Below are 26,076 nucleotides of genomic sequence, written 5' to 3' on the forward strand. Positions count from 1 at the left end.
GGTTGGAGACTGCCGGGGCTCAATTCACCGAGAATTCGGCGCGGCAGCCGCCGTCCACCCAGATCCCGTTGCGGTTCCAGCCCCAGGTGCTGCCTTCCTCGCAGGGCGTGCTGGACAGCTGCTCGGAGACCACGGCGCCAACGGAGATGCTGGCACCGCAGAAACGCCGCTTCTTCGACTTCGATTCGCAGGTCAGGCGGCGCGGCATGTCGACGAAGCGGCCATCGTCATCGGCCACCTCGAAATCGCCCTGGCAGCCACGACTGGTCCAGACTTCATTGCGCTTGTAGCCCCAGCCCTGCCCTTCGCGGCACGGCAGTACCGACAACTGGCGCAGCAGGCGCACCGGCGCGCCATCGAGTCGTACCGGGCAACTCTGCGGACGGCCATTGGATTCACAGCGCACCACGCGGCGCACCAGGCGCTTGCCTTCGTTCGCTGCCGGTGCGGCACCCGCGGCACGGCGCGCGCGGAACTCGGCACGGCAGCCCAGGGTGACCCACACGCCACTACGGTCGGTGCCCCACTCGCTGCCACGGATGCAGCTGTTGCTGGACAGCTGGCGCACCAGATCAACGCCGTTGGCGACCTCGATATCGCAGTGCACCCAGCCCATGTCGCGTGATTCGCAGGTCACCACTTCGTCGTCGTAGCCCACCTGCTGGGCCGACGCCGGCGACGGCAGCCAGGCACCCCAGAGCGCAATGGAGTACACCGGTGCAGCGACAACCGCGAACCACTTGACCAAAGCCTTCCCCAGCAGGAATGGATGAACTGCATGCCAGTGTCCGGCATTGGCCGTGATAAGAGCATCATCCTGCTTACCGACGCAAGCGCACAGAACCCGCGTTTCGTTCAGCCTGCGATGTTCAGCAACACGCGAGCGTCACGCGTGGGCGAAGTCATAGGCCAACACGTCGGCGATGCGCGGCGTGCGGTTCATCGCCATCAGCAGCCTGTCCACGCCCACCGCCACACCCGCGCAAGCCGGCATCGAGGGCAGCGCAGCCAGCAATGCTGCGTCCAGCGCCGGCTGCACCTGGCCGCGTTCGTGTCGGCGCTGCAGGTCACGCTGAAAGCGCGTGCGCTGCTCCTGGGCGTCGTTCAGTTCGTGATAGCCGTTGGCCAGCTCCACCGCGCCCAGATACAGCTCGAAGCGCTCGGCCAGCGGCGGCGTGCCGGCACGGATGCGGGCCAGCGCGGCCTGGCTGGCCGGCCAGTCATGTACCACGGTCATGACCCCGTCATCGAACTGCGGCTGGATGTGGTGGGTCATCAACAGGTCCAGCCAGTCATCGCGGGTCAACCCGACCGGGTCGATGTGCACGTCGCCAAGCGCAGCACGCAGCGCGGCTTCGTCGGCCTCGAACGGATCCACGCCCACGTGCTGCTGGAACAGCTCGCGGTAACTCAGCACACGCAGCGTTGCACGGCGTCCGACCAGGGCCAGCGCCTGGCCGACCAGCTCGGCGGTCTCCTGCACCAACCGGTGGTGGTCCCAGCCGACCCGATACCACTCCAGCATGGTGAATTCCGGGTTGTGGCGGCCACCGGCCTCGCCGTTGCGGAACACTCTGCCCAGTTCGTAGCAATCGCCCACGCCGGCCGCCAGCAGGCGCTTGAGCGGATACTCCGGCGAGGTGCGCAGCCACCGACGACGGCCACCGGCATCGACATGGCCGGTGAAATCGGTATGGAAGCTGTCGATGTTCGGCTCGGTGTTGCCTGCCACCGACAGGATCGGCGTTTCCACCTCCAGTACGTCGCGCTCGGCGAAGAAGCGGCGTACCAGCGCATTGAGCGCGGCACGCTGCTGCAGCGCGCGCAGCAGGCCCTCGCTCACAGGATGCCCTCCGGGCGCGGATGGTCGAGCGGCAGGGTCAGCAGATCGCGCGTGTCGTCGATGTAGCCGCTGGCCAGGTACAGGCGGCGGGCCAGTTCGTTGTGGTGGTTCACTTCCAGGCGCAGTCGGCTGACGCCACGCCCGCGAGCGCGCTGTTCACAGATGGCCAGCGCCTGCTTGCCGCGACCACGACCGCGCGCGCGATGGCTCAGGTACAACTCGTCCAGCAGCATGAAATGGCCGCCCTGCTCCAGGCTGAAGCCCATCGCGATCACCGCGTAGCCAACCACCTCGCCCGCCTCGTCCAACCACAGCAGCACTTCGCCATTGCGCGGATCGGCCAGCAGCGCATCCACGCCGCGACGCACGCGCGCGTCATCGAAGTCGATCCTGTCTTCGGCGTAGAACTCACGCATCAGCTCGATCAACAGTTCTTCGTCGGCACGGGTGGCCAGGCGGAAATCCAGCGGGGCGGTCTGCATCGGTGTTCCTTTGTGTTTCATGCCGGGCGCCAGGCACCCGGCGGGGTCATCATTCGTGTTCGGCGAGGTAGGCCAGCAGGCGGTCTTCGTCCCACACCGGCACGCCCAGCGATTGCGCCTTGTCCAGCTTGGAGCCGGCCTCGGTACCGGCCACCACGAAGCTGGTCTTCTTCGACACGCTGCCGGAAACCTTGGCACCCAGCGCTTCCAGGCGTTCCTTGGCGGCATCGCGGGTGAGCTGGGCCAGGGTGCCGGTCAGCACCACGGTCTGCCCATCCAGCGGTCCGGCCACGATCTCGGCCAGCGCCGGCGCCCTGATCAGGATCTGCTGCATCGCCTTCTCGGCCGCCAGCAGCATCGCGCCATGGCCATCGGCATCGAGCCACTCGGCCAGACCGCGCGCAGTGTCGTCCGGCAGGCCGGCGTTGACGAACTGGCCATGCTCGGCATCCAGCACCGCCTGAGCGCCCGGCAACGCAGCCGCCAGCTTCTCCGCACGCAGGCGGGTAATGCCGGGGATTTCCGATTCAACCAGCAGCTGCGCCAGATCCAGGCCTTCGCGCAGCTTGGCGCTGGGCGCGTGCACATCGCTGATGCGCACCTGCCCGACCTGCAGCAGGTCATCGATGGCCTGCTGGTTGCCCTGCTGCTCGAAGAAATGGCCGAGGGAACGCGCAACTTCGCCACCGATGTCCGGCACACGCTTGAACAACGGCCACGGCAGGTGGCGGATCAGCTCCAGGTCACCGAACCACTGCGCCAGCGCCTTGGCCGTGCTCTCGCCGACGTGCTCGATGCCAAGCGCGAACAGCAGGCGCTCCAGCGTGGCCGCACGACTGGCGTCGATTGCCGCGATCAGGTTGTCGGCCCACTTGGTGGCGATCTTCTTCGTGTTCCATTCGAAGCTGGCCGGCTGCGCCAGCGCCTGCGCGCGCCACGCCGGATCGTTGCCATCCAGCTTGAGCACCGCATTGAGCACCGCGCCGCTGCCTTCGGCCGGCAGGTGCAGCTTCAGCGCGGCGGCCAGTGCGGAAGGGTCCTCGGCATCCAGCACCAGCTTCAGGTGCAGCAGCTGGTCGCGGTTGAGCCGGTACAGATCGGCCACGCTCCTGACGATGCCGGCGTCGACCAGGGTTTCGATGTACTTGTCGCCGAGGCCGTCGATATCCATCGCACGACGCGAAGCGAAATGGGCAATCGCCTCCTTGCGCTGCGCCGGGCAGGACAGTTCACCAGAACAGCGCCATGCGGCGGCACCTTCCTCGCGCACGATTTCCGAGCCGCACACCGGGCAGCGCGTCGGCATCTGCCAGGGCGAGGTGCCCTGTGGGCGGCGGTCGAGGATGACGCTGACCACTTCCGGAATCACGTCGCCCGCACGTCGCACGATCACGCTGTCGCCCACGCGCACATCCAGGCGCGCGATCTGGTCGGCATTGTGCAACGTGGCGTTGGATACGATCACGCCGGCCACAGCCACCGGCGCCAGTCGCGCAACCGGCGTGGCGGCACCGGTGCGGCCGATCTGGATCTCGATCGCCTCCACCGTAGTGCTCTGTTCCTGCGCCGGGAATTTGTGCGCGATGGCCCAGCGCGGCGCGCGCGAAACGAAACCCATCGCCTGCTGGCCGGCGCGGTCATCCAGCTTGTACACCACGCCATCGATATCGAACGGCAGGCCATCACGGCGCTCACCGATGTCACGGTAGTAGCCGAGCAGGCCGTCGGTGCCTTCCACCACCTTGCACAACTCGCTGACCGGAAAGCCCCAGGCACCGAGCTGGGCCAGCGTGCCCGAATGGGTGTCCGGCAGCTCGCCGCCCTGCACTTCGCCGGTGCCGTAGGCGAAGAAACTCAGCCTGCGCTGCGCACTGATCTTCGGATCGAGCTGGCGCAGTGAACCGGCTGCCGCGTTGCGCGGGTTGGCCAGCACCTTGCCGCCCTGCTGGCGCGCACGCTCGTTGTAGGCCTCGAAGTCGGCGCGGGCCATGTAGACCTCGCCACGCACCTCCAGCACGTCGGGCCAGTCCTTGCCGTGCAGGCGCTTGGGTACGTCGCCGATCTCACGCAGGTTGGCGGTCACGTCCTCGCCGGTACTGCCATCACCGCGGGTTGCGCCGAGTACGAAATGACCGTCCTCGTAGCGCAGGCTGATCGCCAGGCCGTCCATCTTCGGCTCGGCCGAGAAGCGCAGGCTGCGACGGCCCAGGCGTTCATCGATGCGGCGCACGAAGTCGGCCACTTCCTCATCGCTGAAGGCATTGGACAGCGACAGCATCGGCACCGCGTGGCGCACTTCGGGGAAGCGACCGGACGGGCGCGCACCGACCTGCTGGGTCGGGCTGTCGGCACGGGCCAGTTCCGGGTGCTCGCGCTCCAGCGCTTCCAGTTCGCGCACCATCCGGTCGTAGTCGACGTCGGGGATCTCCGGCGCATCCAGCTCGTGGTAGGCGCGGTTGGCCTGGGCGATCTGCCGGCGAAGGTCTTCGGCGCGTTCGGCGGGGCTGGGGCTCATCGGGATCCGGTGGTTCTGGGATGGCCGGGGATTCTACCGCGCCCGGCCGTCAGGCCCTGTAACGCCGCCGCCTTTCGTAGCGTCGAGCTTGCTCGACTGGCACTCCCCCGCTCTGGTACGTGCCAACCACTTCCCCCGCCCTGGTAGGTGCCAACCTTGGTTGGCACATCTGCGGTCGAGCATGGTTCGACTCCACAAAAGGCGGGCTTGCCGCCCACCCCCGCCAGCGCTAGCGTGCGACGGTTGCCCCTCGGAATCCCACCCGTGCCCCTGCCCGCCTCCCGTCGACGCTTCCTGCAACTGGCCGGTGCCGGCCTCGCCGTCGCCAGCAGCGGCCTGCCGCAACTCGGCCAGGCCCAACCCGCGGCCGCCGTCGCCGCGCCCCCTGCCGAAGGCGCCGTACTACTGAACTTCAACGAATGCCCGTACGGTCCCTCCCCCGCCGCCCAGCAGGCGGCGCGCGACAGCATCGCCAGCTGCGGACGCTACCGCTTCGCCCTGGCGGCACAGGTACGCGATGCCTTCATCGAGCAGGCCCGCATCCCGGCCGACCATGTGCGGCTCTATCCGGGCTCCAGCGAACCGCTGAACCGCGCCGCCACGTTATGGACCGGCCCGCAGGCGGGACTGGTGGTCGCCGACCCCACCTTCGAGACGCTCGGCGAGGTCGCCGCCGCACACGGGGCGCACGTGCAGAAAGTGCCGCTGCGCAATGACGGCGCACACGACCTGCGTGCGATGGTCGCAGCCGCGCACGCGCGCCCGACCGGGCTGCTGTACGTGTGCAATCCGAACAACCCGACCGGTTCGATCAGCCCACCGGATGAGCTCGCCTGGCTGCTGGCCCACAAGCCCGCGTCCACCCGCGTGCTGGTCGACGAGGCCTACCTGCAATACAGCGAGCAGCCCAGCCTGATTGCACAGGTGACGCAGCGCGACGATCTGATCGTACTGCGTACGTTCTCCAAGCTGTACGGCATGGCCGGCCTGCGCCTGGGCGTAGCGGCCGCACATCCCGAGCGTCTGCGCGAGCTGGCCAGCCTGGGCGACAACCCGCTGCCGGTGCCCGCGCTGGCGGCGGCGCTGGCCAGCCTGCGCGACCCGCAGCTGATCCCGCAACGGCGCCTGCAGAATGCCAAGGCACGCCAGGCCACCATCGCGTGGTTGGGCAAGCGCGGTTTCAGCTGCGTTCCATCGGAAGCAAACTGCTTCGTGGTGGATGTGCAGCGCGACGGTGCGGCCTTTGCCAAGGCGATGGCGGACAACGGTGTGGTGATCGGGCGCAGCTGGCCGATCTGGCCACAGCGCGTGCGCGTGACCGTCGGCAGCGAGGACGAGATGGCCGCGTTCCGCCGCGCGTTCGCGAAGGTGGCCGGCGTGCCGGCCTGACCCTGTTGGTGGGGGCGAACCTTGGTTCGCCCTATCCACGCATGGCGTGGATCTACTGTTGTGGGTGCCGACCGTTGGTCGGCACACCCCAAAAAAATGCCTTTACCAGCGCGGGGTCTTGGTCAGCGGCGGGGCCTGGTGCTGGCGGTCGTAGGCGCGCAGCTCGTCACGGATGTGTGCGATGCGCTGGCGGCCCAGGGCGTTGCGGCTGTCATCCAGCACCACGCCATCCAGCAGTTCGGCCATGCGCTGCACGGTCGGCAGCATCTTCTCCCAGGCGTCCAGCGCGGTCAGCGGCGCCGGCAGGGTCAGGAAGAAGGCGATGGCCGGGGTTTCCATGGCACGGATGTTGGCCATGTCGAAGCTGCCCGGCTTCATGATGCTGGCCATCGAGAAGATCGGGCCGCGCTCGGGGTGGCCTTCCACCAAGCGGTGGAACACGTTCATGTGGCCGAACACCAGGCCGGTCTTCTCCGCCGCCACCACGATGTCTTCGCCGCGCAGCTGCTCGCCGGCCCGGGCGGCCACGAACAGCGAAACGATCTTGTCGAAATCCTGGGTGGCGCGCTTGCCGAGATCGCTGGCGCCCGGATCGGTATCGGCCAGGCCGAGTTCGGCCTGCTCGCCTTCCGTGCCCATGCCCGGTTCGACGCGGCCATCGGCCACGACAACGCCGTCCTCGCCCAGGACCGGTTCGCGGCGCTCGCCGCTGGTCGGTTCCGCGCTGTCCACGCGGCGCCCCTGGGGCTTCTTCTTCGGACGGCCAAACAGGAAGATCGCGGCGATCAACAGCAGGCCGGCGGCCAGGATGCCGATGCGCAACAGTGCCGTGTCGGACATTCGATAGGTTCTCCGGCTAGTTCATTCAGGTAACTAGGATGGCACGTCAGGCCGCGCCCGCCAATCGCGCGGCTTCTTCCAGGTCCACGCTGACCAGGCGGCTGACGCCCGGTTCGCGCATCGTCACGCCCGACAGCTGGTGCGCGGCCTCCATCGTCGCCTTGTTGTGGCTGACGAACAGGAACTGCACCTTCTCGCTCATTTCCTTGACCATGTTGGCCAGCCGGCCGACGTTGGCTTCGTCCAGCGGCGCGTCCACCTCGTCCAGCAGGCAGAATGGCGCGGGGTTCAGCTGGAAGATGGCGAACACCAGCGCGACCGCGGTCATCGCCTTCTCGCCGCCGGACAGCAGCGAGATGCTGGACACGCGCTTGCCCGGCGGACGCGCCATGATGGTCACCCCGGTGTCGAGCAGGTCTTCACCGGTCAGTTCCAGGTAGGCGTGGCCGCCACCGAACAGGCGCGGGTACAGCGCCTGCACGCCGGCATTGACGCGGTCGAAGGTGTCCTTGAAGCGGCCGCGGGTCTCGCGGTCGATCTTGCGGATGGCATCCTCAAGGGTTTCCAGCGCCGTGGTCAGGTCGGTGTGCTGCGAATCCAGGTAGTCCGAACGCTGCGAGGCCTCGCCGTACTCGTGGATGGCGGCCAGGTTGACCGGCTCCAGCCGGCGCATGCGGCCGTCGATCTGGTGCACGGCCTGCTCCCAGTCGCCCAGGCGGGCGTCCTCGGGCAGTGCATTTAGCACGTCCTGCAGCACGAAACCGGCCTTCTCCACCGCGCCCTGCAGGGTGTCCGCGCTGAGCACCAGCGCCTGCTGGTCCAGCTTGCGCTGCGAAATACGCTCGCGCTGGGCCAGCGCCTGTTCGTCGCGCTGGTGACGGGTCTGCTCGTAATTGCGCAGCTCGGCATCGATGCCGTCCAGCAGCGTGCGCGCCTCGGTCAGCACGCGATCGGCCCGCACGCGCTCTTCCAGTGCATTCTGGTGCTCGGCCTGCAACGATTCGACCGGCGAATCACCTTCATCCAGCTGCGAATGCAGTTCGCCCAGTCGCGAATCCAACTGCCCGCGCTGGGTGCCCATGCGTTCCAACGCCTGGCTCAACGAGGCCAGCTGCGCACGCTGCGATTCCAGGGTCAGCGCCAGAGAATGCGAGCGCTCACGGACCGCACGTGCAGCATCGCGTGCCAGGTCGCGCGCCTCGGTCAGCTGGCGGCGCTCGCCCTCCAGCCCCTGCCGGGTCGATTCCAGGTCACCCATGCTGCTGACCGCGTTCTCCAACCGCGAGCGCGCTTCACGCGCCTGCTCGTTGTTGGCTTCCAGCGTTTCCTGCAGCTGCTTCAGTTCGCCTTCGATGCGGTCGATGCGGGTACGCGCCGCTTCCACCTTGCCCTGCTGGCCCTGCAGCTGGCCAGCCAGCTCGGACACCGCACGATGGGCCTGGTAAAGCGCACGCTGCGCGTCTTCGCGCTGCTGTTCAGCCGCCTGCAACTGCTCGCGGAAACCACCCAGCTGTTCCTCCAGCTCGGCCTCGCGATCCTGCAGCTGTTCGATCTGCTCGCGCAGCTCGTTGATCTCGCGTTCGCGCAGCAGCGCGCCCTGCTGGGCTGCACCGGAGCGCGACACGCGCAGCCAGCCCTGACCCAGGCGTTCGCCACTCTGGGTGATGATCGAATCGCCTTCCGGAAGGCTGGCCTGCAGGGCCTTCGCCTCGGACAGGTCCTTGGCACCATGCAGGTGCGCCAGCAGGCGACGGATCGCGGCCGGGCCGCGCACGCGTGCCGCCAGCGAAGTCGGTGCAGCCTTGACGTCGGCACCCGCACTGGCGACCAGCGCAATGTGGCCGTCGCCGAGTTCGCCGAGGGCATCAACCAGGCTGCCCGGGTCATCGACCAGCACGCCTTCGATCAACTGGCCGAGCGCGCTTTCCACCGCATTTTCCCAGCCGGCATCGACGTCCAGGCGTTCGCCGACACGCGCCGCCGAATCCAGCCCGCGCGCCTTCAGCCACGCCACGGCCGCGCCCTGCTCCTGGCCCAGCGCGGCCTGCTGCAGGGTTTCCAGCGAAGCCAGGCGACCGCGCAGGCCGTTGGCCTGCTTGCGCAGTTCGGCCAGTTCGTTCTGGCCATTGCGCTGCTGTTCCTGCACTGCCGCCACGCCCTGCTTGCGCAGTTCGACGTCTTCGCTCAATTCATCCAGCGCGGTCTTCTGCGTGTCGTGCTGCAGGTGCAGCTGCTCGAAGGCTTCTTCCAGCGCGTCCACGTCCAGCCCGGCGCGCTCGGCGGCCAGAGCCTCGCGACGGCGGTCGGCATCGAGGATCTGCTTGTCCAGGTAGTCCACGCGCGTGCGCTCGACATCGCCGGCGCGCGAGGCCTCCGAACTCTGCGAGGTGTGCTGTTCCCAGCGCTGCTGCCAGCTGGCCAGCCGGTCTTCGGCCTCGCGCAGGCTTTCCTGCTTGATCTCGTTTTCTTCCTGCAGCTCCTCCAGCTGCGGGGTGGCGGCCTCGACCGCTTCGCGCAGCACCATCAGCTTGGCCTCGTCGCCGCTGATGTGCTGGCCCAGTTCGGCCAGTGCCTGGCGGGTTTCATCGCGTGCCTTGTGCAGGCGCTGCGACAGCTCGCGCTGGTGCTGGATCTGCTGTTCCAGGCGCGCCAGCGTGCTGCCGACCTGGTAGACCGCAGCCTGCGCGGTGTTGAGCGCATCGGCGGCCTCTTCGCGTCGAACGCGCGAGGTCTCGATGCGGGCCTCGGCGTCACGCTGGTCGGCGATCAGCTGCTGCAGCTTGGTCTCTTCCTGCGACAGCCCTTCGCGCAGCTTGGACAGGCGACCGTCCAACCCGCGGAACTCCAGGGCCTTCCACTCGGCATCCTTGACCCGGCGCTCTTCCTGCAGCGCCTGGTACTGCTCGGCCTGCTTGGCCTGGCGCTTGAGGTGTTCGAGCTGCTTGCTGATCTCGTCGCGCAGGTCGCCCAGCCGGTCCAGGTTCTCGCGGGTGTGGCGGATGCGGGTCTCGGTCTCCTTGCGGCGCTCCTTGTACTTGGAGATGCCGGCGGCCTCTTCCAGGTACACACGCAGGTCTTCCGGCCGCGCCTCGATGATCTGGCTGATCATGCCCTGCTCGATGATCGAGTAGCTGCGCGGGCCCAGGCCGGTGCCGAGGAACAGATCGGTGATGTCGCGGCGGCGGCACTTGGTACCGTTGAGGTAATAGTTGCTGGTGCCGTCGCGGCTGACCGTGCGCTTGACCGAGATTTCGTTGAACGAGGCGTACTCGCCCGAGATCGTGTGGTCCGAGTTGTCGAAGATCAGCTCGACGGTGGCCTGCGAGACCGGCTTGCGGGCATTGGAACCGGAGAAGATCACGTCGGTCAGCGAGTCGCCGCGCAGGCGGCTGGCCGAGCTCTCGCCCATGACCCAGCGCACGGCGTCGATGATGTTCGACTTGCCGCAGCCATTGGGCCCCACCACGCCGGTCATGTTGGTCGGCAGGTGCAGGGTGGTCGGATCGACGAACGACTTGAAGCCGGACAGCTTGATCGTGGAAAGACGCATAGGGGTTCCGGACTGGGGCCGGCAAGCGGCCTGCGTTTACCCTCCAAGTCATTGATCCTGTTGGGATCGATGCCCGTGGAACGGGTGTGACGCCCTGAGTATACCGATGTGGCCGTGTTCTACGAATGGGCGTGGAACATTGTCCAGCCCTACCCCGCCGGCCGGACGTGGCCCGACGCCACGAAACGGAGCCATAAAACAAAACGGGCACCCTTGCGGGCGCCCGTTCTGCGGTGATTCCAGGCCTTGCGGCGTGGGATCAGGCTTCGGCGACGACGACGACCTTGACGGTGGTCTCGACGTCGGCGTGCAGGTGGACCAGCACGTCGTATTCGCCGATGTTGCGGAAGGCGCCTTCGCCCAGGATGACTTCGCTCTTGCTGACCGGCAGGCCGGCAGCGGTGAAGGCATCGGCGATTTCGCGGGCGCCGACCGAGCCGTACAGCTTGCCTTCGGTCGAAGCGTTGGCCGGGATGGTCACGCTCGCGCCTTCCAGCTTGGCCTTGCGGGCGTCAGCGTCGGCGTGGATGGCCTGGGCCTTGGCTTCGTATTCGGCGCGCTTGGCTTCGAACTCGGCCTTGTTGCTCTCGGTGGCCGGAACGGCCTTGCCCTGCGGCACGAGGAAGTTACGGCCGTAGCCCGGCTTCACGTCGACCAGGTCGCCCAGGTTGCCGAGGTTGGTGACTTTCTGCAGGAGGATCAGCTGCATGGTATTGCTCCAGATGAGTTATTCGTTAGCGAGGCGATGCCCCGCAACAAAGGCTGTCCGAATAGCTGGCACAGCGGGGGCGGCACCGGGCCGCCCCGCCGGGCATCAGACGTCGTGGTTGTCGGTGTACGGGATCAGGGCCAGGAAGCGAGCGCGCTTGACGGCGGTCGCCAGCTGACGCTGGTACTTCGACTTGGTACCGGTGACGCGGCTCGGCACGATCTTGCCGTTCTCGGTCAGGTACTGGCGCAGGGTGTTGAGATCCTTGTAGTCGATCTCCTTCACACCTTCAGCCGTGAACTTGCAGAACTTGCGGCGACGGAAGAACTTGGACATGGGAAGGCTCCTTAGGCGGCGGAAGCGGCGTCGTCGCCGGCTTCGTTGTCAGCGGTGGTGGTGGACTCGCCTTCTTCGTCGTCACGACGACGGCGCTCCCCGCGCTCCGGCTTGTCACCCTTCTCGTCCTTGCTCTTCATGATCAGCGACTGCTCGGTGTCAGCCTCGTCACGCTTGATGACCAGGTTGCGCAGCACGGCGTCGTTGAAGCGGAAGCTTTCGGTCAGTTCGTTCAGAACGGCCTGGTCGGCTTCGATGTTCATCAGCACGTAGTGGGCCTTCACCAGGTTCTGGATCGGGTACGCCAGCTGGCGGCGCCCCCAGTCTTCCAGACGGTGGATGGTGCCGTTGCCGTTCTCGACCAGCGACTTGTAGCGCTCGATCATGGCCGGGACCTGCTCGCTCTGGTCCGGGTGGACCATGAACACGATTTCGTAATGACGACTCATGTTTTTTCTACCTTTCGGATGTGGCCTTGCGGCCGGACAGCCCCCCGCCGTTGAGACCGCGGTGGGGCAAGGATTCCCGCCAGGAAGGCAGGAAGCCGCGCATTATGCGGCAAGCGGCGCCACCGGGCAACCGGGCGGGAACCGGGCAACCTGAACGGGAGCGCCGCACCATGTCCGGCACGTGCTCATCCCAGATCGACGTGAAGGCGATGCTGGCCGCATTCCAGGCACTGGAACAGGCAGCCGACCATCATCCCGTCCCGGCTCAGATGCTCCAGCACCCACTCGGCGTCGCGCGGATTGATCTCGACCACGTCAGGCCGGACCTGGTCGAGGATCGGCAGCAGATCGTCGCTGCCGGCGTAGCCGAGGAAGGCGCAGGGCCGTTCGCAGTGGCTCAACCAGACCGATTGCTGCCAGGACGAGTAACCCGGGGTGCGCTCGCAGATCTCCAGCAGCAGCTCACGGGCGATGGTCGGCGGCGGATCGGCCGGATCCGGGGATACCCCCTCGATATCGCTCCAGCCGGTGAATTCACCCTCGTAACTGGCCGCTGCCCCGCCATCGGCGATACACCAGGGGCACAGGTAATCGGGACGCAGGCGCGTGTAGAACGGCCCCCGGTAACGAAGCGTCCGCGGTTGCCCGCAGCAGTCACAGACCCCGTCGACCTCTTCGAAGGAGAGGGCGTAGGCATTGGGGTGATAGGTGAAAGCCGGTCGTTCCATCCTCGGGATCCCTGCCGAGCCCAGCGTGCCGACCAAGGTCGGCACCTACCAGAGCACGCCTTGTCAGCGCAGGGCCATGCCCGGCGGCCGGCCCTCAGGCCTTGTCGGCGTCGGTGGTGAAGCTCTCGCCGCAGCCACACTCGGCGGTGGCGTTCGGGTTGCTGAACGTGAACGTCTCACTCAGGCCGTGCTTGCCGAAGTCGATCACGGTGCCGTCCACCAGCGCCAGGCTCTTGGCGTCGACGTAGATCTTCACGCCGTCCTGGTCGAACACGGTATCGCCCTCGCGCTCGTCGCGGGCCAGGTCGGTCACGTGGCCCCAGCCGGAGCAGCCGGTCTTGGTCACGCCGAAACGCAGGCCCAGCGCACCGGGGGTCTGGGCGACGAAGCGCTGCACGCGTTCGAAGGCAATGGGGGTCAGGCTGACGGCCATGGGGCTACTCCAGAGGTACGGGGACATTATAAGGAGCCGTTGCCACGAAAAATGCCTCGCAAGCAGAACGCTGCAACCGGTAAACTCCCGTGTTCACAGATCGAGTCGATCAGCAGAGGATTCAAGTCATGACGGTGGTCAGCGTTGAACATGCGCTTGCCGGGAAGATCCCGGAAGGCGGCGAAGTCACGGTACGCGGATGGGTGCGCACGGTGCGCGGTTCAGCGAATCTGGCCTTCGTGAATGTGAGCGACGGCTCCTGCTTCGCCCCGATCCAGGTCGTGGCCGGCGACAGCCTGGCCAACTTCGATGAGATCAAGCGCCTGACCAGCGGCTGCTCGGTCATCGCCACCGGCACGCTGGTGAAGTCGCAGGGCAAGGGCCAGTCGTTCGAGATCCAGGCCAGCGCGCTGGAGGTGGTCGGCTGGGTCGAAGACCCGCTCACCTACCCGATCCAGCCCAAGCCGATGTCGCCGGAGTTCCTGCGCGAAGTGGCGCACCTGCGCCCGCGCACCAACCTGTTCGGCGCGGTCACCCGCATCCGCAACTGCCTGGCCCAGGCCGTGCACCGCTTCTTCCACGAGAACGGCTTCAACTGGATCAGCACCCCGATCATCACCACCTCCGACGCCGAAGGCGCCGGCCAGATGTTCCGTGTGTCCACCCTGGACATGGTGAACCTGCCGCGCGACGAGAAGGGCGCGATCGATTTCAGCCGCGACTTCTTCGGCAAGGAAACGTTCCTGACCGTGTCCGGTCAGCTGAACGTCGAGGCGTACTGCCTGGCGCTGAGCAAGGTCTACACTTTCGGCCCGACCTTCCGCGCCGAGAACAGCCACACCACCCGCCACCTGGCGGAGTTCTGGATGATCGAGCCGGAAATCGCCTTCGCCGACCTGGCCGAAGACGCACGCCTGGCCGAAGAGTTCCTGAAGTACCTGTTCCGCGCGGTGTTGAACGAGCGCGGCGACGACCTGGCCTTCATCGCCGAGCGCGTGGACAAGAACGCGATCACCAAGCTGGAAGACTTCATCAACGCGCCGTTCGAGCGCATCGACTACACCGATGCGGTCAGCCTGCTGCAGAAGTCCGGCAAGAAGTTCGACTTCCCGGTCGAATGGGGCCTGGACCTGCAGACCGAGCACGAGCGCTGGCTGACCGAGGAGCACGTCGGCCGCCCGGTGGTGGTGACCAACTATCCGGAACACATCAAGGCCTTCTACATGCGCCTGAACGACGACGGCAGGACCGTCGCCGCGATGGACGTGCTGGCCCCGGGCATCGGCGAGATCATCGGCGGCAGCCAGCGCGAAGAGCGTCTGGACGTGCTGGACGCGCGCATGGCCCAGTTCGGCCTGGACCGTGAGCACTACAGTTGGTACCGCGATTTCCGCCGTTATGGTTCGGTGCCGCACGCCGGCTTCGGCCTGGGCTTCGAACGCCTGGTGGTGTACGTCTGCGGGCTGTCCAACATCCGCGATGCGATCCCCTACCCGCGCGCCCCGGGCAGCGCGGACTTCTAAGCCCCACACGACCACGGAGGTACCGCTCCCATGACCCTGTTCTTCGCCCTCTGTTTCGTCGGCGTTGCAGTGGCCGGGTTCAGTGCCTTCGTGATCTTCTGGCCGCTGACCCTGGTGCACGTACGCGACCGCCATCCGGCGCTCGCCGAGCGCTTCGGCAGCGGCGCCTTCCTCAAGCCCGATGCCCTGGCCTGGCTGTTGCGCCGCGACTATCGCCAACAGCCGGACCGTTCGCTGTCCGGGCTGGCGACGCCGGCCTGGGTATCGCTGCTGACCCTGCTGACCGGACTGGGCATGGCCGCCCTGCTCTGGCTGGCCTCGCTCTGGTAATACCTCCATGAATGACATCTCCGCCTCGCGCGACAGCTGGTGGCTGGCCAGCCTCGGCAACACCCTGATCTGGGCGCGCCTGCGCGTGCGCCCGGCCGGCACCGCCGAGGTGCTCGACAGCGATGGCAACACGCTGAGCTATGACAGCGAAGACACCGCGCGTTCGCAGCTGTTCGACGCCGAATTCGTCGAGTACGACGGCCTGGACGAGGAAGACGCGCTGGTGCGCGGCTTCAGCCTGCACGAAGTGCAGCCGCCGCAGGCCGACAGCGACGAGGGCCTGCGTGGTCGCATGATCCAGTCGCTGGGCGGGCGCGCCTGACCCTCGCATGTTCACCCCGCGCGCCTTCGCCGAGACCGACCTGCTCTGGCTGGACCGCCTGCTGGCGCGCGATCCATTCGTCACCGTGCTCACCGCCGGCAATGATGGCCTGCCGGAGCTGACCCGGATGCCGGTGCTGTACCGGCGTGATGGCGAGCGTATCGAGCTGCGCGGGCACTGGGCCCGCGCCAACCCGCAGTCGCGCCAGGGCGGCGCGGCCAAGGTACTGGTCGACGGCCCACGCGGTTACGTCTCGGCCAGCTGGTACCCGGACAAGGAGCCCGCCGCGCGGGTGCCGACCTGGAACTACGCTGCTGCCGAGCTGCGTGGCCAGCTGCAGACCTTCGACGAAACCGATGCGCTGGCCGAGCTGGTTGGTGCGATCAGCGACCACTTCGAAGCGAGTGTCGGCCAGGCCTGGCAGTTCGATGCCACGCGTGCCGAACATGGCCCGGAGCTGCGCGCCATCGTCGGTTTCCGCTTCCAGGTCGAACACGTGCAGCTGAAGCTCAAACTGAGCCAGAACCATCCCGATGCGAACCAGCGCGCGGTGATCGCCGAACTGGAACAGCTGGGCACCCCCGCATCCACCGAGTTGGCGCAGTGGATGCGCTGGCACCGCGAACAGGCCGCCCGCAGCGACTGAACGCCCCAGATTCCCGCGACGACGCAGCCGGACGGCTGCGGCGAGCCCCCACCCGACGCCAGGGACCCGTACATGAAAGACATCCACAAGCTGCTGCAGAACAACCGCGACTGGGCCGACCGGATCGAGAAGGAAGACCCCGAGTTCTTCCACCAGCTGGCCAAGCAGCAGCACCCCGAGTACCTGTGGATCGGCTGTTCCGATTCGCGCGTGCCGGCCAACCAGATCATCGGCATGGCCCCGGGCGAAGTGTTCGTGCACCGCAACGTCGCCAACGTGGTCGCCCACACCGACCTGAACTGCCTGAGCGTGGTGCAGTACGCGGTGGACCAGTTGAAGGTGAAGCACATCCTGATCGTTGGCCATTATGGCTGCGGCGGCGTGCATGCCTGCCTGCACAACACCCGCGTCGGCCTGGCCGACAACTGGCTGCGCCACGTCGGTGACGTGATGCAGAAGCACACCGGCATCCTCGATGCGATCGAGACTGATGAGCTCAAGCACGCACGCCTGTGCGAACTGAACGTGATCGAGCAGGTCGCCAACCTGTGCCGCTCGACCATCGTGCAGGACGCCTGGGCCCGCGGCCAGAAGCTGATGGTGCACGGCTGGGTCTACAGCCTGAAGGACGGACGCGTGCGCGAGATGGGCATCGACGTCGGTTCGCAGGAAGAGCTGCAGCCGGCCTATGAAAAGGCCCTGTCCTACGTCCCGCGCAAGGGCAAGCGCGACTGATCCCTTACGGATGACCACCATGCTCGCTTCGCCGATCAACCTGCACGCCTGGATCGAAGAGAACCGCCACCTGCTGAAGCCGCCGGTGGGCAACAAGATGATCGACAACGGTGATTTCATCGTGATGGTGGTCGGCGGGCCGAATTCGCGCACCGACTACCACTACGACGAAGGTCCGGAGTGGTTCTACCAGCTCGAAGGCGAGATGGTCCTGAAGGTGCAGGAAAACGGCGCGGTGCGTGATATTCCGATCCGTGCCGGCGAGATCTTCCTGCTGCCGGCGAAAGTGCCGCACTCGCCGCGGCGCCCGCCCGGTGGCATCGGCCTGGTGGTCGAGCGCAAGCGCCTGCCGCACGAGATGGATGGCGTGATCTGGCATTGCGAGCGCTGCAACCACAAGCTGCACGAAGAGTATTTCCCGCTGCAGAACATCGAAACCGACCTGCCCAAGGTATTCGCGCGCTACCACGCCAGCCTGGAGCTGCGCACCTGCAGCCAGTGCGGGCACGTGGATCCGCTGCCGGTGCCAGCGGCGGGCTGAGCCATCGAACGGTAGATGTCCACCCTGGTGGGCGCTTGCTCGCTCCCGCTCTGGTAGTTGCCCACCTTGGTGGGCGCTTGCTTGTACGTGCGCCAACCAAGGTTGGCGACTACCGGGCCAAGCGGCACTAGCGTTGGGTTGGCAGCTACCGGGCCATGCCCCAGGCGCTACACTGGCGGTCCCGTTGCAGCCTGTTGCCCGACCATGTCCGACCTGCTCAGCCGCACCCACGCCATCGCCCTGGACGCCGCCGATCCGCTGCGCCCGCTGCGCAATGAATTCCTGATTCCGCGCCACGGTGGCGGCGAGCAGACCTACTTCGTCGGCAACTCGCTGGGCCTGCAGCCGCGCGGCGCGCAGGCGGCGGTGCAGGAAGTGATGAAGCAGTGGGGCGAACTGGCGGTGGAAGGCCACTTCACCGGCCCGACGCAGTGGCTGTCCTACCACCGCCTGGTGAGCGCGCAGCTGGCCCGCGTGGTCGGTGCGCTGCCCAGCGAAGTGGTGGCGATGAACACGCTGAGCGTGAACCTGCACCTGATGATGGTCAGCTTCTACCGGCCGACCGCCCAGCGCCCGGTGATCCTGATGGAAGCCGGCGCGTTCCCGACCGATCGCCACGCCGTGGAAGCTCAGATCCGCTTCCATGGCTTCGACCCGGCCGAATGTCTGGTGGAAGTGCAGCCGGACGAAGCCAACGGCACGATCTCGCTGAACGCCATCGAGCGCGCCATCACCGAACACGGCCCGCGCCTGGCGCTGGTGCTGTGGCCCGGCGTGCAGTACCGCACCGGCCAGGCCTTCGACCTCGATGCGATCACCCGCGCCGCACGCCTGCAGGGCGCACGCATCGGCTTCGACCTGGCGCACTCGGTCGGCAACCTGCCGCTGCGCCTGCATGACGTAGCCCCCGATTTCGCCGTGTGGTGCCATTACAAGTACCTCAACAGCGGCCCGGGGGCAGTCGCAGGCGCCTTCGTGCACGAGCGCCACCACCGCGACACCACCCTGCCGCGCTTCGCCGGCTGGTGGGGCCATGAGGAAGCCACCCGCTTCCAGATGGCGCCGCAGTTCACGCCCGCGATCGGCGCCGAGGGTTGGCAGCTGAGCAATCCACCGATTCTCGGCCTGGCACCGCTGCGTGCCTCGCTGGACCTGTTCGAGCGCGCCGGCATGGAAGCGCTGCGCAGCAAATCGCTGGCATTGACCGGCATGCTCGAGGCGCTGGTGCGCGCGCGCCTGCCGCAGGTGCTGGACATCATCACCCCGGCCGACCCCCAGCGCCGCGGCTGCCAGTTGTCGCTGCGCGTGATCGGTGGCCGCGAGCGTGGCCGCGCACTGTTCGAGCACCTGCGCGGCATCGGCGTGCTCGGTGACTGGCGCGAGCCCGACGTGATCCGCATCTCGCCCACCCCGCTCTACAACCGCTACCTGGACGTGCACCACTTCGTCGAGGAAGTGGAAGCCTGGGCTGGCCTTTAAGCCGGTCCCTCCCCTACTGCTGGACAGTTCGTTGATCGCACATGCTTCCCGCTCGTTGAGCATTATCGGTGCCGGCCTGGCCGGGTCCCTGCTGGCCATCCTGCTGTCACGGCAAGGCTGGCGCATCACCCTGTACGAACGCCGCGGCGATCCGCGCGTGGCCGACTACGAGAGTGGCCGCTCGATCAACCTGGCGTTGGCCGAGCGCGGGCGCAATGCGCTGCGCCAGGCGGGTGTGGAGGATGAAGTGATGGCACGCGCGGTGATGATGCGCGGCCGCATGGTGCACCCGCGCGACGGCGAACCGCAGCTGCAGCGCTATGGCCGTGATGACAGCGAAGTGATCTGGTCGATCCACCGCAGCGATCTGAACACCACGCTGCTGGAACTGGCCGAACAGGCCGGCGCCACCGTGCACTTCCATCGCCGCCTGCACACCGTTGATTTCGATGCCGGCTACGCGCGTTTCATCGATGACCGCGACGACAGCCCGCACGACATCCGCTTCGACACCCTGATCGGTGCCGACGGCGCCGGTTCGGCACTGCGCGCGGCGATGAACCGCCGTGCGCCGCTGGGCGAGGACATCGCCTTCCTCGACCACTCCTACAAGGAGCTGGAGATCCCGCCGGCCGCCGACGGCAGCTTCCGCATCGAGCGCAATGCGCTGCACATCTGGCCACGCGGCCATTACATGTGCATCGCCCTGCCCAACCACGAAGGCACCTTCACCGTCACCCTGTTCCTGCCCAACCAGGGCGATCCCAGCTTCGCCACGGTCAACACCGGCGCGCAGGCCGAGGCGCTGTTCGCACGCGAGTTCGCCGACACCCTGCCGTTGATCCCGAACCTGCGCGCGGACTGGGAACAGCACCCGCCGGGCCTGCTCGGCACGCTCACCCTGGAGCGCTGGCACCAGCACGGCCGCGCCGTGCTGATCGGCGATGCCGCGCATGCGATGGTGCCGTTCCACGGCCAGGGCATGAACTGCGCGTTCGAGGACTGCGTTGCGCTGGCCCGCCACCTGATGGAGGCCGATGACCTGGAAGGCGCGTTCGCCGCGTTCGAAGCCGAGCGCAAGCCGAATGCACGTGCCATCCAGCAGATGGCGCTGGAGAACTACCTGGAGATGCGCGACCGCGTCGCCGATCCTGCGTTCCTGCTGCAGCGCGAACTGGAGCAGGAACTGCAGCGGCGCTGGCCGACCCGTTTCGTACCGCACTACACGATGGTCACCTTCCTGCACACGCCCTACGCCGAGGCGCTGCGCCGCACCGAGCTGCAGCGCGACATGCTGGTGGCCGCCACCGCCGGTCACGATTCACTGGACAACATCGACTGGGCCGCACTGGAAGCGCAGATCCACGCGCAGCTGCCGGTCCTGGAGGGCGCGCACTGATGGCCGACAGCTTCCTGTTCTACGATCTGGAAACCTTCGGCCAGGACCCGCGGCGCACGCGCATCTCGCAGTACGCCGCGATCCGTACCGACGCCGACCTCAACGAAATCGACACCCCGGTCAGCTTCTTCGTGCGCCCGGCCGATGACCTGCTGCCCTCGCCGATGGCCACCCTGGTCACCGGCATCACCCCGCAGCAGGCCCTGGCCGAGGGCATCAGCGAGGCCGAGGCCTTCGACCGCATCAACGAGCAGCTGTCGCGCCCCGGCACCTGCGCGCTGGGCTACAACACGCTGCGCTTCGACGATGAATTCGTCCGCTACGGCCTGTTCCGCAACTTCCACGACCCGTACGAGCGCGAGTGGCGCAACGGCAATTCGCGCTGGGACCTGCTGGACATGCTGCGACTGATGCGCGCGATGCGCCCGGACGGCATCCAGTGGCCGCTGCGCGAGGATGGCGCCACTTCGTTCAAGCTCGAGCACCTCGCCGAGGCCAACAACGTGCGCGAGGGCGATGCGCACGAAGCGCTGTCCGACGTACGCGCCACCATCGGCATGGCACGCTTGTTCAAGCAATCGCAGCCACGCCTGTGGGACTACGCGCTGAAGCTGCGTGACAAACGCTTCGTCGGCAGCCTGCTGGACGTGGCCGCGATGAAGCCGGTGCTGCACATTTCCATGCGCTACCCGGCCAGCCGCCTGTGTGCGGCCCCGGTGCTGCCGCTGGCCGTACACCCGACCATCAACAACCGGGTGATCGTGTTCGACCTGGAAGGCGAGATCGACGACCTGCTGGAACTGCCGGCCGAGGTGATCGCACAGCGCCTGTACATGCGCGCCAGCGAGCTGCCCGAAGGCGTGGCGCGGGTGCCGCTGAAGGAAGTGCATCTGAACAAGGTGCCGGCGCTGATCGCCTGGAACCACCTGCGCACCGATGATCACGCACGCCTCGGCCTGGACGTGGCCGCGATCGAGGCCAAGGTGGAACGGCTGCGTGCGTTCGCCCCGCAGCTGGCCGAGAAGGCTCGCCAGGTCTACAACCAGCCCCGCGCCGCCACCGTGGCCGACGTCGATGCCTCGCTGTACGACGGCTTCCTCGGCAACGGCGACAAGCCGCTGCTTGCGCTGGCGCGCACCACCGCGCCGGAGCAGTTGGCCGCACTGGAAGGCCGCTTCCGCGACCCGCGCCTGCCAGAGCTGCTGTTCCGCTACCGCGCACGCAACCATCCCGACAGCCTCGCGCCGGCTGAACGCCAGCGCTGGCAGGATTACCGCCGCCAGCGACTGCTCGGCGACGATGGCCTGGGCGAACTCAACCTGCCCCAGTACCAGCAGCAGCTCGATGCACTGGCCGCCGAAGCGCCCGACGACGCACGGCGCCAGACCCTGCTGCAATCGCTGCGCGACTGGGGCCAGCACCTGCAGGAGACGCTGTGAGCACCTACTTCTCGGACGCCAGTTTCAAGTTCCTGCGCAGCCTGGCGCGGCATAACGACAAGGCCTGGTTCAACGACCACCGCCAGCAGTATGAAGACCACGTACGGCAGCCGTTCCTGCGCCTGCTGGGCGACCTGCAGCCGGCCCTGGCCGAGGTCAGCGACCATTTCCGCGCCGATACCCGCGGCGTGGGCGGCTCGCTGTTCCGCATCCATCGCGACGCGCGCTTCTCCAACGACAAGTCACCGTACAAGACCTGGCAGGGCGCGCGCCTGTTCCATGAGCGCCGCCGCGAAGTGGCCGCGCCTTCGTTCTACGTGCACCTGCAGCCCGGCGAGAGCTTCGTCGGTGCCGGCCTGTGGCATCCGGAGCCTGAAACCCAGCGTCGCGTGCGCCACTTCATCCTCGACAACCCGGGCAGCTGGAAGGCCGCCGCGCATGCGCCGGCCCTGCGCAAGCGCTTCGATTTCGAGGAGAGCGAGAAGCTGGTGCGGCCCCCGCGTGGCTTCCCAGCCGACTTCGAGTTCATCGACGACCTCAAGCATCGCAACTGGGTGATGTGGCGCTCGCTGGACGACGCCACCATGACCGGCCCGCGACTGCTGTCCACGCTGGGCAAGGACCTGGCCGCGCTCGGTCCGTTCGTCGACTACCTGTGCGCCGCGCTGGATCTGGAGTTCTGATGTCGCAGGATCTTCCGCTGGCCCACCAGCGGCGCGTGCTCGGCCGCACCGGCCTGGCCGTTTCACCGATCGGCCTGGGCTGCTCCGGCTTCTGGGGTCATCGCCGCTTCCCCGAGCATGAGGCGGCCGCCGTGGTCGAGCATGCGCTCGCCCATGGCGTGAACCTGCTCGATACTGGCCACAACTATTCCGGCTTCCATGCCGAGCCGCGCCTGGGCCGCATCCTGCGCCCGTTGCTGAAGCAGTACCCGCGCGAAGCGCTGGTGATCTCCAGCAAAGGCGGCACGCTCACCGGCCAGGCCGGCATCAGCGGCGCCGAGCAGCGCGACTTCTCGCCCGCGGCCATCACCGCCAGCTGCGAGGCGTCGCTGCGCAACCTCGGCCTGGATCATCTGGATATCTACCAGCTGCATGGCGCCAGCGAACACGACATCAATGACGACCTGCTGGCCGCGCTGCAGCGCCTGCGCGAGCGTGGGTTGATCCGGCACACCGGCATCAACACCCACTCGGCATCGACCCTGCGCTGGATGATCGCCCAGCCCGACGCGTTCGATGTGGTGCTGCTGGACTACAACGCCCTGCAGCAGGACCGCGAACCGCTGATCGACCAGCTGCAGGCAGTGGGTATTGGCGTGCTGGCCGGCACCGTGCTGGCGCAAGGCCACCTGTTGCCCCCGCGTCCTCGCCTGCCACGGCTGGCCGATGGCTGGTACCTGGCGCGCGCCTGGCTGAAACCCAGCAGCCGCCAGCTGATGCGCAGCGCCCGCCAGATGCGGCGCGCCATGGGCGCGATCCACAGCCAACGCCCGGCCCAGACCGCCTTCGCCTATGCGCTGGGCCATCCCGGCGTGGCCAGCGGCATCCTCGGCACCACCCGTACCCGCAGCCTCGACGAGGTGCTGGCGACGCGGCTGGAAGCACTGACCCCGGCCGAACGGCAACAGCTGGTCGATGCCTTCGGTGACGGCCGTGGTTCGCCCAGTCATTGAGTCTTCACCCGGCACTGCCGCCATTGCGGCAGTCTGGTCGGCATGAAGAAACTCACCGCACTCATTGTGCTGCTGGTCCTGGCCGTCGCGGCCTGGTGGTTCGGCGGCCCCTACATGACCGTCAATGGCCTGTCCAAGGCCATCGAGCAGCGCGACACCGCCCGCCTGGAGCGCTACGTCGATTTCCCGCGCGTGCGCAGCAGCCTGCGTGCGCAACTCAATGACTACCTGGTGCGCCAGGCCGGCCCCGACGTGGCAGCCAGCCCGTTCGGCGCCCTGCTCTATGGGCTGGGCGACCAGCTTGGCGGTGCCGCGGTGGAGACCATGGTGACCCCGACCGGGATCGGCGCGATGTTGCAGGGCCACGTGCTGTGGAAGCGTGGCCGCAATGAGCTGCAGGGCGGCGATGCCTTCGGTGCGACCGAACCGGCGCGGCCGCTGAAGCATGCCGAGCACCATTTCGAGGCACTGGACCGCTTCGTGATCGATGTCGATCGCGGCCCCGGCCAGCCGCCGCTGAAGGTGGTGCTGGAACCGCAGGGCCTGCGCTGGAAGGTGGTGGACCTGCAGCTGGGGATGTCCGGCAGCCCGTGACGGGACCCGTGGCCTGACGGCAACGCCAACCAAGGTTGGCGACTACCAAGGCGCGGCGCTCTGGTAGGTGCCCGCCTTGGTGGGCACGGATGCATGGCAGTACCAACCAACGGTTGGCACTCACCCGTCGTGGCCTCAGCTCTCGTTTGCGACACCATGTGGTACGTGGCCGGCGGCCACATGCTCGCGGGCACTGTCGATGTTGTGCTGCGAATCGTCGAAGAAGATGTCGGCGCCGAACGCCTGCAGGAACGGTCCCTTGTGGCGGCCGCCGAGGAACAGCGCCTCGTCCAGGCGCACGCCCCACTCGCGCAGGGTGCGGATCACCCGCTCATGCGCCGGTGCCGATCGCGCGGTGACCAGTGCGGTGCGGATCGGCGCACTCTCGCCGGCCGGGAACACTTCCTGCAATGTATGCAGCGCCGACAGGAAACCCCGGAACGGACCGCCGCTGAGCGGCTCGCGGGCGCGTTCGCGCTCGTGGCGACCAAAGGCTTCCACGCCCTGCTCGCGCGAAATGCGCTCGCTCTCGTCACCGAAGATCACGGCGTCACCGTCGAAGGCGATGCGCAGCTGGCCGGCCGGGCGACCGGTATCGATCTGGTCGGCCGCCGCAGCGGCGGTCTCGCCAGGCGGCTTGGGCAGGATGGTCGCCGCCGCAATGCCATGCCGCAGCGCGCTGCGCACCGATTCCGGGTTGGCCGACAGGAACAGGTCGGTACCGAACGGCTTCACGTACGGCCAGGTCGGCTCGCCGGCGGTGAACGTCGCACGGATGATGCCCAGGCCGTAGTGCTGGATCGAGTTGAAGATGCGCAGGCCGGTATCGGCCGAGTTGCGCGACAGCAGGATCACCTCGACCCGTGGGCTCTCCGGGCTGGTGCCCTGGTTCAGCGCCAGCAGCTTGCGCACCACCGGGAAGGCCACGCCGGGGCCGAGGATATCGTCCTCATGCTGGCGCTGGAATTCGGCATAGGCCGCCACGCCATCACTCTCGAACAGCGCATGGCTTTCCTCGAGGTCGAACAGGGCGCGCGAGGTCACCGCGACGGTCAGCAAACGGGGGGAGTTGTCGCCCATCGGTGGGGGTCCTTCAAGCGGTCGGCGGGGCCGGCCGCCCATTGTCCTCAAAAAACGAACTGTTCGCTCAGGATCCGGTCTTCCAGGTTGTGCTCCGGGTCGAACAGCAGGGTCACGCGGCGGTCCTTCGACTCACGGATGGTCACCTCGACCACGTCGCGGGTCTCGTGCGAATCCGCAGTGACGCTGACCGGCCGCTTGTAGGGATCGAGCACGCGGAAGCGCACCTCGGTGTCGGCCTTGAGAATCGCCCCGCGCCAGCGACGCGGCCGGTACGGGGCCAACGGCGTCAGCGCGATGGTATGCGAACCCAGCGGCAGCACCGGACCGTGCGCGGAATAGTTGTAGGCGGTGCTGCCGGCCGGGGTGGCCACCAGCACGCCGTCGCCGATCAGCTCGGCCACGCGTTCCTGGCCGTTGAGGTCGATGCCGATATGCGCGGCCTGCCGGGTCTGGCGCAGCAGCGACACATCGTTGTAAGCCAGCGAACCGGTACTGGTGCCCGACTCGGTCAGCGCCACCATTTCCAGCGGGCGCAGGTTGGCCGGTTCGGCACGGGCAATGCGCGCCTGCACGTCGTCGTCGCCACGGTACTGGTTCATCAGGAAGCCGACGGTGCCCAGCTTCATGCCGAACACCGGCTTGCCCAGGTGCCCATGCCGGTGCAGGGTCTGCAGCATGAAGCCGTCGCCGCCCAGCGGACACAGCACGTCGGCCTGCTCCGGCGCGTGATCGCCATAGCGCGAGACCATCGCCGCGCGGGCCATCTGTGCAGGTTCGGTGGCGCTGGCCAGGAAGGCGATGCGGGGGGTGTCGCTCATCGGTGGATCCGGGGGGTAACTGATGAAGAGCATAACCGAGCGCCGGGGGTTGGACCGCGCGGGGTGGATGACCGGCACGTCCGCCGGGACACGCCGTAAACCCGTCCCTGGGGGCTCGATCGCGCCATCCATGGCGCTCACGGTCCCGGCGGATATGCCGGTCATCCACCTGGCAGGTTCACAGCCGGCGTCGGGAAAGGTGGCCGCAAGGCCAAAAG

The 26,076-nt window shown here is 67.5% G+C and carries 26 protein-coding genes; 13 read left to right on the top strand and 13 right to left on the bottom strand.

Translation table 11 applies throughout. From position 1 onward, the window contains the following. Positions 1–19 precede the first annotated feature (19 nt). The 4 genes from ACZK1G_RS14500 to ligA all read right to left on the bottom strand — a co-directional run bounded on the left by ACZK1G_RS14500 (position 20) and on the right by ligA (position 4,846). Positions 20–748 carry a DUF3011 domain-containing protein gene (locus tag ACZK1G_RS14500; RefSeq protein ID WP_049443208.1) on the bottom strand — a complete coding sequence of 243 codons (729 nt, stop codon included), beginning with the start codon at positions 746–748 and terminating at the stop codon, positions 20–22. Positions 749–886: 138 nt separating this feature from the next. Beyond that, on the bottom strand, positions 887–1,843 hold the full coding sequence (epmA, locus tag ACZK1G_RS14505) for an EF-P lysine aminoacylase EpmA (RefSeq protein WP_101765758.1): 957 nt from the start codon (positions 1,841–1,843) through the stop codon (positions 887–889). Then, entirely contained in the window at positions 1,840–2,325 is a 486-nt protein-coding gene (locus tag ACZK1G_RS14510) for a GNAT family N-acetyltransferase (RefSeq protein WP_014037728.1), read from the bottom strand. The genes epmA and ACZK1G_RS14510 overlap by 4 nt, the downstream gene beginning before the upstream one ends. A gap of 49 nt (positions 2,326–2,374) precedes the next feature. Then, positions 2,375–4,846 (bottom strand): NAD-dependent DNA ligase LigA, encoded by a 2,472-nt coding sequence (gene ligA / locus ACZK1G_RS14515; protein WP_182474413.1) that lies wholly within the window; start codon positions 4,844–4,846, stop codon positions 2,375–2,377. A gap of 258 nt (positions 4,847–5,104) precedes the next feature. Between ligA and ACZK1G_RS14520 the strand changes: the two genes are divergently transcribed. Beyond that, on the top strand, positions 5,105–6,229 hold the full coding sequence (locus ACZK1G_RS14520) for a pyridoxal phosphate-dependent aminotransferase (protein WP_101765759.1): 1,125 nt from the start codon (positions 5,105–5,107) through the stop codon (positions 6,227–6,229). A gap of 102 nt (positions 6,230–6,331) precedes the next feature. Here ACZK1G_RS14520 and zipA read toward each other — a convergent pair whose 3' ends face one another. The 7 genes from zipA to ACZK1G_RS14555 form a co-directional block, all read right to left on the bottom strand. Beyond that, positions 6,332–7,069: a cell division protein ZipA gene (gene zipA / locus ACZK1G_RS14525; protein WP_049443204.1), complete on the bottom strand. Its 738-nt coding sequence runs from the start codon at positions 7,067–7,069 to the stop codon at positions 6,332–6,334. Between the two features lie 46 nt (positions 7,070–7,115). Next, on the bottom strand, positions 7,116–10,619 hold the full coding sequence (gene smc, locus ACZK1G_RS14530; RefSeq protein ID WP_101765760.1) for a chromosome segregation protein SMC: 3,504 nt from the start codon (positions 10,617–10,619) through the stop codon (positions 7,116–7,118). Between the two features lie 259 nt (positions 10,620–10,878). Beyond that, positions 10,879–11,328 carry a 50S ribosomal protein L9 gene (gene rplI, locus ACZK1G_RS14535; RefSeq protein WP_014037734.1) on the bottom strand — a complete coding sequence of 150 codons (450 nt, stop codon included), beginning with the start codon at positions 11,326–11,328 and terminating at the stop codon, positions 10,879–10,881. A gap of 105 nt (positions 11,329–11,433) precedes the next feature. After that, positions 11,434–11,664 (bottom strand): 30S ribosomal protein S18, encoded by a 231-nt coding sequence (gene rpsR, locus ACZK1G_RS14540; protein ID WP_002804494.1) that lies wholly within the window; start codon positions 11,662–11,664, stop codon positions 11,434–11,436. Between the two features lie 11 nt (positions 11,665–11,675). Continuing rightward, positions 11,676–12,113: a 30S ribosomal protein S6 gene (rpsF, locus tag ACZK1G_RS14545; RefSeq protein WP_006452997.1), complete on the bottom strand. Its 438-nt coding sequence runs from the start codon at positions 12,111–12,113 to the stop codon at positions 11,676–11,678. Positions 12,114–12,298: 185 nt separating this feature from the next. Beyond that, a complete protein-coding gene (locus ACZK1G_RS14550; RefSeq protein WP_101766424.1) occupies positions 12,299–12,841 on the bottom strand; it encodes a CbrC family protein in 543 nt (180 codons plus the stop codon). 94 nt (positions 12,842–12,935) lie between these two features. After that, positions 12,936–13,274, bottom strand: a complete 339-nt coding sequence (locus ACZK1G_RS14555; RefSeq protein ID WP_006452998.1) for a HesB/IscA family protein — start codon at positions 13,272–13,274, stop codon at positions 12,936–12,938. Between the two features lie 128 nt (positions 13,275–13,402). On the opposite strand from ACZK1G_RS14555, the gene asnS reads away from it, so the two are divergent. From asnS to ACZK1G_RS14615, 12 genes are all read left to right on the top strand, one after another. Then, positions 13,403–14,797, top strand: a complete 1,395-nt coding sequence (gene asnS / locus ACZK1G_RS14560; RefSeq protein WP_014037736.1) for an asparagine--tRNA ligase — start codon at positions 13,403–13,405, stop codon at positions 14,795–14,797. A gap of 30 nt (positions 14,798–14,827) precedes the next feature. After that, positions 14,828–15,127 carry a hypothetical protein gene (locus ACZK1G_RS14565; RefSeq protein ID WP_014037737.1) on the top strand — a complete coding sequence of 100 codons (300 nt, stop codon included), beginning with the start codon at positions 14,828–14,830 and terminating at the stop codon, positions 15,125–15,127. A gap of 7 nt (positions 15,128–15,134) precedes the next feature. Beyond that, positions 15,135–15,449: a hypothetical protein gene (locus ACZK1G_RS14570; protein ID WP_014037738.1), complete on the top strand. Its 315-nt coding sequence runs from the start codon at positions 15,135–15,137 to the stop codon at positions 15,447–15,449. 7 nt (positions 15,450–15,456) lie between these two features. Beyond that, positions 15,457–16,095, top strand: coding sequence for an FMN-binding negative transcriptional regulator (locus ACZK1G_RS14575; protein ID WP_101765762.1), 639 nt, complete (start codon positions 15,457–15,459; stop codon positions 16,093–16,095). A gap of 72 nt (positions 16,096–16,167) precedes the next feature. Continuing rightward, positions 16,168–16,830: a carbonate dehydratase gene (gene can, locus ACZK1G_RS14580; protein WP_014037740.1), complete on the top strand. Its 663-nt coding sequence runs from the start codon at positions 16,168–16,170 to the stop codon at positions 16,828–16,830. Positions 16,831–16,849: 19 nt separating this feature from the next. After that, the gene (locus ACZK1G_RS14585; protein WP_049443315.1) at positions 16,850–17,371 is read left to right on the top strand and encodes a 3-hydroxyanthranilate 3,4-dioxygenase; all 522 of its coding nucleotides are present in this window, start codon (positions 16,850–16,852) and stop codon (positions 17,369–17,371) included. Between the two features lie 204 nt (positions 17,372–17,575). Next, positions 17,576–18,850: a kynureninase gene (gene kynU / locus ACZK1G_RS14590; RefSeq protein WP_049443201.1), complete on the top strand. Its 1,275-nt coding sequence runs from the start codon at positions 17,576–17,578 to the stop codon at positions 18,848–18,850. 31 nt (positions 18,851–18,881) lie between these two features. Then, on the top strand, positions 18,882–20,249 hold the full coding sequence (locus tag ACZK1G_RS14595; RefSeq protein ID WP_014037743.1) for an FAD-dependent oxidoreductase: 1,368 nt from the start codon (positions 18,882–18,884) through the stop codon (positions 20,247–20,249). Beyond that, positions 20,249–21,688, top strand: a complete 1,440-nt coding sequence (gene sbcB, locus ACZK1G_RS14600) for an exodeoxyribonuclease I (RefSeq protein ID WP_101765763.1) — start codon at positions 20,249–20,251, stop codon at positions 21,686–21,688. The genes ACZK1G_RS14595 and sbcB overlap by 1 nt, the downstream gene beginning before the upstream one ends. After that, positions 21,685–22,371: a DUF2461 domain-containing protein gene (locus ACZK1G_RS14605; RefSeq protein WP_032127674.1), complete on the top strand. Its 687-nt coding sequence runs from the start codon at positions 21,685–21,687 to the stop codon at positions 22,369–22,371. Before sbcB ends, ACZK1G_RS14605 begins: the two co-directional genes overlap by 4 nt. Further along, the gene (locus tag ACZK1G_RS14610) at positions 22,371–23,363 is read left to right on the top strand and encodes an aldo/keto reductase (protein WP_101765765.1); all 993 of its coding nucleotides are present in this window, start codon (positions 22,371–22,373) and stop codon (positions 23,361–23,363) included. The genes ACZK1G_RS14605 and ACZK1G_RS14610 overlap by 1 nt, the downstream gene beginning before the upstream one ends. Positions 23,364–23,405: 42 nt before the next feature. Continuing rightward, positions 23,406–23,957 carry a DUF2939 domain-containing protein gene (locus tag ACZK1G_RS14615; RefSeq protein WP_049443197.1) on the top strand — a complete coding sequence of 184 codons (552 nt, stop codon included), beginning with the start codon at positions 23,406–23,408 and terminating at the stop codon, positions 23,955–23,957. 135 nt (positions 23,958–24,092) lie between these two features. Here the strand turns inward: ACZK1G_RS14615 and ACZK1G_RS14620 are convergent, their stop codons facing one another. Together ACZK1G_RS14620 and ACZK1G_RS14625 are read right to left on the bottom strand one after the other, a co-directional pair. After that, positions 24,093–25,037, bottom strand: coding sequence for a 5'-nucleotidase (locus ACZK1G_RS14620; RefSeq protein ID WP_101765766.1), 945 nt, complete (start codon positions 25,035–25,037; stop codon positions 24,093–24,095). Between the two features lie 47 nt (positions 25,038–25,084). After that, entirely contained in the window at positions 25,085–25,858 is a 774-nt protein-coding gene (locus ACZK1G_RS14625) for an NAD kinase (protein WP_032962058.1), read from the bottom strand. Positions 25,859–26,076 lie beyond the last annotated feature (218 nt).

The sequence above is a fragment of the Stenotrophomonas sp. 109824_Sma genome (assembly GCF_056480025.1).

Bases quoted from the DNA above. Each gene is read 5' to 3' on its own strand.
- ACZK1G_RS14620 (WP_101765766.1), bottom strand. From the start codon at position 25,037: ATGGGCGACAACTCCCCCCGTTTGCTGACCGTCGCGGTGACCTCGCGC.
- ACZK1G_RS14585 (WP_049443315.1), top strand. From the start codon at position 16,850: ATGCTCGCTTCGCCGATCAACCTGCACGCCTGGATCGAAGAGAACCGC.
- rpsR (WP_002804494.1), bottom strand. From the start codon at position 11,664: ATGTCCAAGTTCTTCCGTCGCCGCAAGTTCTGCAAGTTCACGGCTGAA.
- rplI (WP_014037734.1), bottom strand. From the start codon at position 11,328: ATGCAGCTGATCCTCCTGCAGAAAGTCACCAACCTCGGCAACCTGGGC.
- kynU (WP_049443201.1), top strand. From the start codon at position 17,576: ATGTCCGACCTGCTCAGCCGCACCCACGCCATCGCCCTGGACGCCGCC.
- ACZK1G_RS14565 (WP_014037737.1), top strand. From the start codon at position 14,828: ATGACCCTGTTCTTCGCCCTCTGTTTCGTCGGCGTTGCAGTGGCCGGG.
- sbcB (WP_101765763.1), top strand. From the start codon at position 20,249: ATGGCCGACAGCTTCCTGTTCTACGATCTGGAAACCTTCGGCCAGGAC.
- ACZK1G_RS14550 (WP_101766424.1), bottom strand. From the start codon at position 12,841: ATGGAACGACCGGCTTTCACCTATCACCCCAATGCCTACGCCCTCTCC.
- asnS (WP_014037736.1), top strand. From the start codon at position 13,403: ATGACGGTGGTCAGCGTTGAACATGCGCTTGCCGGGAAGATCCCGGAA.
- zipA (WP_049443204.1), bottom strand. From the start codon at position 7,069: ATGTCCGACACGGCACTGTTGCGCATCGGCATCCTGGCCGCCGGCCTG.
- ACZK1G_RS14510 (WP_014037728.1), bottom strand. From the start codon at position 2,325: ATGCAGACCGCCCCGCTGGATTTCCGCCTGGCCACCCGTGCCGACGAA.
- ACZK1G_RS14575 (WP_101765762.1), top strand. From the start codon at position 15,457: ATGTTCACCCCGCGCGCCTTCGCCGAGACCGACCTGCTCTGGCTGGAC.
- rpsF (WP_006452997.1), bottom strand. From the start codon at position 12,113: ATGAGTCGTCATTACGAAATCGTGTTCATGGTCCACCCGGACCAGAGC.
- ACZK1G_RS14615 (WP_049443197.1), top strand. From the start codon at position 23,406: ATGAAGAAACTCACCGCACTCATTGTGCTGCTGGTCCTGGCCGTCGCG.
- can (WP_014037740.1), top strand. From the start codon at position 16,168: ATGAAAGACATCCACAAGCTGCTGCAGAACAACCGCGACTGGGCCGAC.
- ACZK1G_RS14555 (WP_006452998.1), bottom strand. From the start codon at position 13,274: ATGGCCGTCAGCCTGACCCCCATTGCCTTCGAACGCGTGCAGCGCTTC.
- ACZK1G_RS14610 (WP_101765765.1), top strand. From the start codon at position 22,371: ATGTCGCAGGATCTTCCGCTGGCCCACCAGCGGCGCGTGCTCGGCCGC.
- ACZK1G_RS14625 (WP_032962058.1), bottom strand. From the start codon at position 25,858: ATGAGCGACACCCCCCGCATCGCCTTCCTGGCCAGCGCCACCGAACCT.
- smc (WP_101765760.1), bottom strand. From the start codon at position 10,619: ATGCGTCTTTCCACGATCAAGCTGTCCGGCTTCAAGTCGTTCGTCGAT.
- ACZK1G_RS14570 (WP_014037738.1), top strand. From the start codon at position 15,135: ATGAATGACATCTCCGCCTCGCGCGACAGCTGGTGGCTGGCCAGCCTC.